7 protein-coding genes are annotated in these 7,343 nt (G+C 42.1%); 6 read left to right on the forward strand and 1 reads right to left on the reverse strand.

The window, feature by feature from the left end:
• Window positions 1-63: 63 nt before the first annotated feature.
• Window positions 64-1,596 (reverse strand): sodium:solute symporter, encoded by a 1,533-nt coding sequence (locus DXB73_RS11160; RefSeq protein ID WP_118691167.1) that lies wholly within the window; start codon window positions 1,594-1,596, stop codon window positions 64-66.
• Window positions 1,597-2,038: 442 nt separating this feature from the next.
• Here DXB73_RS11160 and DXB73_RS11165 point away from each other — a divergent pair, with 442 nt between their 5' ends.
• The 6 genes from DXB73_RS11165 to DXB73_RS11185 all read left to right on the forward strand — a co-directional run bounded on the left by DXB73_RS11165 (window position 2,039) and on the right by DXB73_RS11185 (window position 6,710).
• Window positions 2,039-2,794 (forward strand): DUF6033 family protein, encoded by a 756-nt coding sequence (locus tag DXB73_RS11165; protein WP_118691168.1) that lies wholly within the window; start codon window positions 2,039-2,041, stop codon window positions 2,792-2,794.
• Between the two features lie 49 nt (window positions 2,795-2,843).
• Window positions 2,844-3,755 (forward strand): LysR family transcriptional regulator, encoded by a 912-nt coding sequence (locus DXB73_RS11170; protein ID WP_118691169.1) that lies wholly within the window; start codon window positions 2,844-2,846, stop codon window positions 3,753-3,755.
• A gap of 302 nt (window positions 3,756-4,057) precedes the next feature.
• On the forward strand, window positions 4,058-5,443 hold the full coding sequence (locus DXB73_RS11175; RefSeq protein WP_118691170.1) for a lanthionine synthetase LanC family protein: 1,386 nt from the start codon (window positions 4,058-4,060) through the stop codon (window positions 5,441-5,443).
• Window positions 5,444-5,473: 30 nt separating this feature from the next.
• Entirely contained in the window at window positions 5,474-5,779 is a 306-nt protein-coding gene (locus DXB73_RS15185) for a pyridoxal-phosphate dependent enzyme (RefSeq protein ID WP_207665558.1), read from the forward strand.
• Complete coding sequence (locus DXB73_RS15190; RefSeq protein ID WP_207665559.1) at window positions 5,712-6,044, forward strand: hypothetical protein; 333 nt, start codon at window positions 5,712-5,714, stop codon at window positions 6,042-6,044. Before DXB73_RS15185 ends, DXB73_RS15190 begins: the two co-directional genes overlap by 68 nt.
• A gap of 120 nt (window positions 6,045-6,164) precedes the next feature.
• Window positions 6,165-6,710: a stage V sporulation T C-terminal domain-containing protein gene (locus DXB73_RS11185; protein ID WP_118691171.1), complete on the forward strand. Its 546-nt coding sequence runs from the start codon at window positions 6,165-6,167 to the stop codon at window positions 6,708-6,710.
• Window positions 6,711-7,343 lie beyond the last annotated feature (633 nt).

Consider the following 7,343-nt stretch of genomic DNA (forward strand, 5'->3'; position numbering starts at 1 on the left):
TGCCAGTATAGCATTTCCCGTAGCCGTCAACTTTATTATTCATCCATTAATATCCCACTGCCATTATTTACCTAACGCAGTTTTTTGGGATACTGTATTCTCCTTGTCATAACAAGCAAACGTACTGTCTACCATTGCTTTATCCGGTTTCGGAGTAAACAGACTGACAACCGGCACGATCACAAGTCCGGCCAACATCGCGATAGCACCACAGTTGATCGGTGACTGCATAATTACAGGGAAAGATTCTCTGCAGAAAATATTAGCGATCATCAATACGGAGCTAAAAATAAAGCAGACAAAACAGGACGCTTTGGTGACCCATTTTACGTACAGAGAGTACATAAATGGTGCTAAGAAAGAACCGGCAAGAGCACCCCAAGACACGCCCATCAACTGCGCAATGAATGTTACGGAGCTCTTATACTGGATCAAAGCTAAGACTGAAGATATTGCGATAAATACCACGATCAAAACGCGGATCAGTAATACCTGTTTCTTTTCACTCATGTTTTTCACAAAATTATCTTTGATAAAATCAATCGTCAACGTAGAGCTGGACGCAATAACGAGCGAAGATAATGTTGACATCGAAGCAGACAACACTAAGATCACGACTAAGGCGATCAGCACGGATGGCAGCCCGGATAACATGGTTGGGATAATAGAGTCAAAGCCATTTGCCTCCACGTCGATCTGATCCGAGAACAGACGGCCAAATCCACCGAGAAAATAACTTCCACCGGCGACGATCATGGCAAAGATTGTTGAAATAATAGTGCCTGTCTTGATCGAGGACTCATCTTTGATGGCATAAAATTTTTGTACCATCTGTGGCAGCCCCCAGGTACCGAGCGATGTCAAAATAACCACAAACAAAAGACCAAGTGGATCAGGACCAAAGAAAGAGGCGAAAATGCCGGGTGCTTTGGAAACTTCCGGATCGCTTATCTGAGCCAGACCATTCAAGGAAGCCATAAATCCGCCCTTGCTCATCAATACCGCAGCGATGACCGCAACAATGCCGACCAACATTATGATACCCTGAATGAAATCATTGATCGCCGTTGCCATATATCCGCCTGCAATAACATAAATTGCGGTAAGTACAGCCATAATGATGATACATACGGAATAGTCAATATCAAAAGCCATACCAAACAAACGTGATAATCCATTATAAAGAGATGCTGTATAAGGGATCAGGAAAATAAAAATAATGACGGAAGCAGCAATCTTTAGGGCGCGGCTGTTAAAACGTTCTCCAAAAAACTGTGGCATTGTTGCCGAGTCTAAGTGCTGTGTCATTATTCGGGTGCGTCGACCTAGGACAACCCATGCTAACAGCGAGCCGATCAGTGCATTTCCAATACCGGCCCAAGTCGCTGCAATACCATATTTCCAACCAAATTGTCCGGCATAGCCGACAAAGACAACGGCAGAAAAATATGAGGTTCCATAGGCAAAAGCAGTCAGCCAGGGACCAACTGAGCGACCACCTAATACAAAACCATTGACATCAGTAGTGTGTTTTCTGCAATACAGCCCGATACCGATCAGGACTGCAAAGTAAAGGATTAAAATTGCTAATTTCATACTTCTTCTCCATTTCTTTAGAATAGTTTATCTGCTGCGTATACATGCTCATATTCACATATAATAGTTTATTTGCTGTGTATACAAACTCATGTTCACAAAAGCATCTATGCAAAAACAGCAACTTCATCATACCATAGGTTGCGAAGCGCGCACAATGATTATATCGTTTAATTATAGGATTGTATCATGTTGTGGCAGAATGGAAAGATCATTGCGCAGGATCAAATAGCTCTTTGTTAGGTGCATCTGTTCCGCTTCTTCAGTCGTCTTTGACGTTTAGACGGAACAAATGAAAATTGCGTAAGGAAATAGCAAATCTTATCCGATATATTAAATAGCCGAAATATTACATAATGCGATTGGACGTTGTGATGTCGCGCAAGATGTGAGACGTTGGCGCAGATGACTCAGAGTGACATACAGTAAATGGAGGTAATGTATGAATCAGGTAGTGACAAATAGTGGTGCAGCAGCACAGTATTATGATGTGGCAAAGACAATGCAGAATAAGAAAGCAGCAAAGGCAGAGAATAATGCAGCCCCTGCAAAAAAAAGCAGCAGTACAGCGGCAGATAAGACGAATACATATGATAATCTTTCGACTAAAGCGAAAGCGTTGTTAGACGAGCTGAAAGATAAATATACCAATATGGATTTTTTTGTGGCAGATTTTAGCAGTGATGAGGAAGCACAGTCGATCATGTCTGCAGGGACTAAAGATTTTTCGGCGTTGTTTACCGGCGATGAACTGGAAAAGATGGCAAACGATGAGAGCTACAAGCAGGAAAGGCTCGACATGATCAATGATGCACTTGAGAAATTCAAGCAGCTTAAAGAACAGCTTGCCAACAAAGAGACAGAAGATGGTCAGAACGGCGCATCTTATGACGACATTGTGAAAGTAGGCATTGCTTTTCATGATGATGGTACAGTGTCATACTTTGCGGAACTGGAGAAGTCTACAGCAAAGCAGAAAGAGCGCATAGAAGATGCAAAGGATGCCAAAGCAGAAGAGAAGAAGAAAGCCGCTCAAAAGGAAAAAGCTGCCGATCAGAAAGAGACCGTGAAGAAAAAGACAAAAGTCCAGGCATCATCCTACGAGGAGCTATTAGATAAATTACAGAAGGTTGACTGGAATACGGTGAAAGAAGAGGCCACCCAGTCTGTTGGACAGAAATTTGATCTTTCCGTATAGGAGCAAATTGTCCTAAAAATGGGACATAATAAAAAAGGAAACTAGAACGATGACCTTGAATCAATTAAAGTATATTGTGGAATTGTCCAAAGACAGTTCGATCAATGAAGCTGCCAAAAAACTGTTCATTTCGCAGCCGAGCCTGACTGCATCTTTGAAGTCGTTAGAACAGGAAGTTGGATTCGAAATTTTCGCGCGAACAAAGAGCGGCATATCTCTTACTGTCAAGGGACGTGAGTTTTTGGGCTATGCAAAGTCAGTGATCGAGCAATATGACATTTTGGATGCTAAATATATATCGCACAAAAATATCAAGCGTACTTTTCATGTCTCTATGCAGCATTACACGTTTGCGGTGAATGCGTTTGTATCAGTGATCGATCAGTATGGCATGGAAGAGTATGAGTTTGAGATCCATGAGACGAAGACGCATGAAGTCATTGAAAACGTCAAAAATCAGATCAGTGAAATAGGTGTGCTCTATTTGAATGCTTATAATCAGGCAGTGTTGCAAAAGATTTTTCGGGAGTCCGGGCTGGTATTTACACCATTGTTTGAATGTGGGATTTATGCCTACATGAGTAAAAACAATCCGCTTGCGGGCAAGTCAAGCGTCACTATGGAAGAGCTGAATGATTATCCGTGTCTTGCCTTTGCACAAGGAGAAAGTAATTCGTTTTATTATGCGGAAGAAGTACTGAGCACCTATGCTTACAAGCAGTTGGTGCGTGCTAATGATAGAGCGACCATGCTTAATCTGATGGTTGGGATCAATGGTTATACATTATGTTCCGGCATTATTTGTGAGGAACTGAACGGTTCTGCGTTTTGTGCAGTTAAATTGGAGACAGACGAGAAAATGACCATTGGCTATATCGCGCGCAAAGCGTCAGTTATGAGTGAAATGGGTAATAAATTCCTTGAAGAGTTAAGCAAATACAAGGATAAGGTATTGGCGTGAATATAATAAAGGCGAGTAAGTATAACAAGTACCGCATAAGTATAATAATGCCGCATAAGCATAACAGTACTGCGTAAGTATAATAATGCTGCGTAAATATAATAATGCTGCGTAAGTATAACGAGTACCGCGTAAGTATAACAGTATCGCATAAATATAATAATGTTGCGTAAATATAACGTGTTATAGAAAAAAACTATAACACGTTATATTTTTTTAAGATTATGCAAAGATCGAAAAGAGTAGTATGATTCGAATATAGATAATTCCTATAGAGATAGTAGGAGAAAGGAGCAGCGCTTATGAGTAAAAGAAACTGGATCAAGGCATTTGCACCGTTAGATCGGCAGAGACTTCTCCAGACGGCAGCAGAATCGGTCAATTGGATTGAACAATATGGCCATGTAGATGGTGATGTGGAGAGCTGGGATGTCATGCCGGGCAAACAAGTGGAAAAGGATGCCTTACTTTTAGATGACGCGAGTTTGTATGCGGGCGCAGCAGGAATTGCATTATTATATTTGAAATATTATGTCGCGACAGAGCAAGAGAAATACTTACGCAAGGCGGAGGCGGGTATCCGTTATGTGATCCGTAAATATCGTGGCAAGGAGGATTTTGCGACGGAAGTACCATTTTTGCAGGGGGCCTATATCGGTTATTTGAATGGTCCGGCGGGAGGTGCCTATGTTGCAAAGGAACTCTATAAAATTACAGGAGAGGAACGTTATAAGCAGTTTGCGCTGACAGTTGCCGATGATGCGATCGAGGCAGCAAAAGACGAGCAGGGAGCACTTACTTGGTATGGGTTTTACGGCATATTAGGCGAAGGTGGTTTGATCCTATTTCTGCTCGACATTTATAATACGTTCGGCGGTGATAAATATCTGGATGCTGCGGCAAAAGCGGCAAAATATATTGCAGACCGCAAGGAAGATGCGCCGCAGGGTGGATACCGCTGGTACGTAATGGATACAGAGACTTTTCCGACAATTGGCAAAGCGGGTGGCTATTTTCCGGGATTTGAATATGGTGCTGCAGGCTGTGGTTATATTTTGGCAAGCGTATATGAGCAGACGCATCAGGAAGAATATTTAGACATTGCAAAGAAAGCGGCACAGTATATTCAAAATATTGCAGACTACTCCGAAGATGGCGAGGCAGCTTTGGTTAAATATAACGATACGTATCTGACAGACCTGTATTATCTGGGAGTATGTCAGGGACCGATCGGCACCTCAAGATTGTTTTACAAACTGTATCGGATTACCGGAGACGAATCGTATAAAGATTTTGTCATTAAGTTGACCAATGGTCTGCTGGCAGCCGGTGCGCCAACGAAACATTCGGACGGTTATTGGAGAACGAATTGCTATTGCTGTGGTGCAGCGGGAATGTTAGAACATTTTCTGCATGTACATAAGCTGACAGGTAATTCGGTATATCTGGATGCAGCCTATGAGGCGGCTGAGGCGATCATTGGTGAATCGACCTATCAGCACAAAGTGCGCAATTGGTATACGTCTTGGAACCGGCATGAACCGGACAGATCAGAGGCGTATGTGGGACTGTATCACGGAAGTGGCGGCTGCGCGGCATCGTTGCTGGCGTTGGCGCAGTACATAGAAGATAAGACATATTTACCGGGATACCTAGAAGATCCTTATCAAGATCTGTATGTATCGTAAATTGCAAAAAAGAAAGGAACGAGAATAGTTATGGCAAAGATTGTAAAAAATATTGAAGAATTAGTAGGACGCACACCGTTATTTGAGTTTGAGAAGTTTGAGGAAAAACACGATATCAAAGCACATTTGCTGGGAAAATTGGAGTATTTTAATCCATCGGGTTCCATCAAGGACCGCACCGCTCTTAACATGATCAAAAAGGCAGAGGAAGATGGTATTCTTCACCCGGGAGATACGATCGTAGAAAACACCTCTGGAAATACCGGAATTGGGTTGGCTGCATTTTCTGATTCAGAAATATTGCGATGCTCAGCCAACGCATCATTATTTCATTAACCAGTTGGCCAATGAGGCCAATCCGGGAGTTCATTATGCGACAACCGGACCGGAGATCTGGGAAGATACGTATGCTCTTGGCCGCGAAATTGCACAGACAGATGGTGTGTTTTTGGGACAGTCTGCCGGTGCAGCACTGCACGCAGCAACTATTGTTGCCCAAAGACCGGAAAATGCCGGCAAAAATATTGTTGTTATTTTGGCAGATAACGGAATGAAATATTTAAGCACCAATATGTATCCACTTGATAAAAAAGTACAGTAATCAGCAGGTGAGATCTCGGTTGTATAATTTTTCCGGATTTCCACATACTAACTCCAAAGTGAATATGTAGCAAAAATGACAATTTGTTATTGCTAAAATATGGAATTGGAGGAAACATTGGTGAAAGCAACAGGAATAATCAGAAAAATTGACGATCTGGGACGAGTCGTAATACCGAAAGAAATTCGTCGTACTTTGCGTATCCGTGAAGGAGACCCGTTAGAAATTTATACAGACAGAGAAGGCGAAGTGATATTAAAGAAATATTCCATGATGGAAGATATGGGAATATTAGCACAGCAGTATGCAGATGCATTAGCGCAGACAACGGGACATCAAGTTGCGGTGACGGACCGGGAGCATATCATAGCTGCATCATCAGGCACGAAAAAATTGCTGTTAGATAAAGCAGTCAGCAGGGATTTGGAGCGTATGATCGACAGAAGAGAGAGTGTGGTCGCCTCCGGAGCAGGCAAAGAGTATCGAAAAGTGTGTGATGAGCCTGAGAACTTTGCATGGGAAGTGATCTGTCCAATCATATCAGAAGGAGATGCGATAGGGGCCGTTGTAATATTTACACGCAGCAAAGAGATGCCTTTGGGAGATACGGAGCACAAATTAGCTCGCGTGGCAGCAGGTTTTTTGGGAAGACAATTAGAACAGTAATTCAAACTTCGCACATCCGAAGCTGCCATCTGGTCACTTATTGCTTATTATGTAAGTAAAATAATAGCTATTTTGCAGCCAATAAAGTAAATTATTCTGCCATCAAGAAACTAAGACAATTGCCGCAGAACGCAGAGTTTTTGCGTGATTTCTTATTTTGTTAAGTCTCTGATGAATACATGCCTGAAGGAGTGTCTGAGATGTCCCGGTTTAGCAAGGTATCATCAATTTTTGGACGGGACGCTTTCGCTACGATGCGCTACGTCACGTTACTTAATGTCTCTGAAATACGAGACATAAGTAACGACGAGCGCAAAGTCCCTTTCAAAAATGATGAATACCTTACTTCCGGGACTTCGAGTTTCCGTAAGGCATGTAAATCATAAATCAGAGACAACAAAATCTAGAAATCACTGTGAAAACTAATTGCGGCAAGGCAATTGCTATAGTTTCTTGATGGCAGAACCCACAATATGGTGGTTGCAAAATATAATTAAACTATCGACATAATAAGCAATAAGTGACAACATGGTAATTTTTGATGTGCGAAGTTTGAGACAGTAATATAAGATCCATTGCCGAAAGGTCAATGGCATTAAGTTAAGGAAATCTCACATCACAGAAATGTGGTGT

The sequence above is a fragment of the Clostridium sp. OM05-6BH genome (assembly GCF_003481635.1).
GTDB lineage: Bacteria > Bacillota > Clostridia > Lachnospirales > Lachnospiraceae > Butyribacter.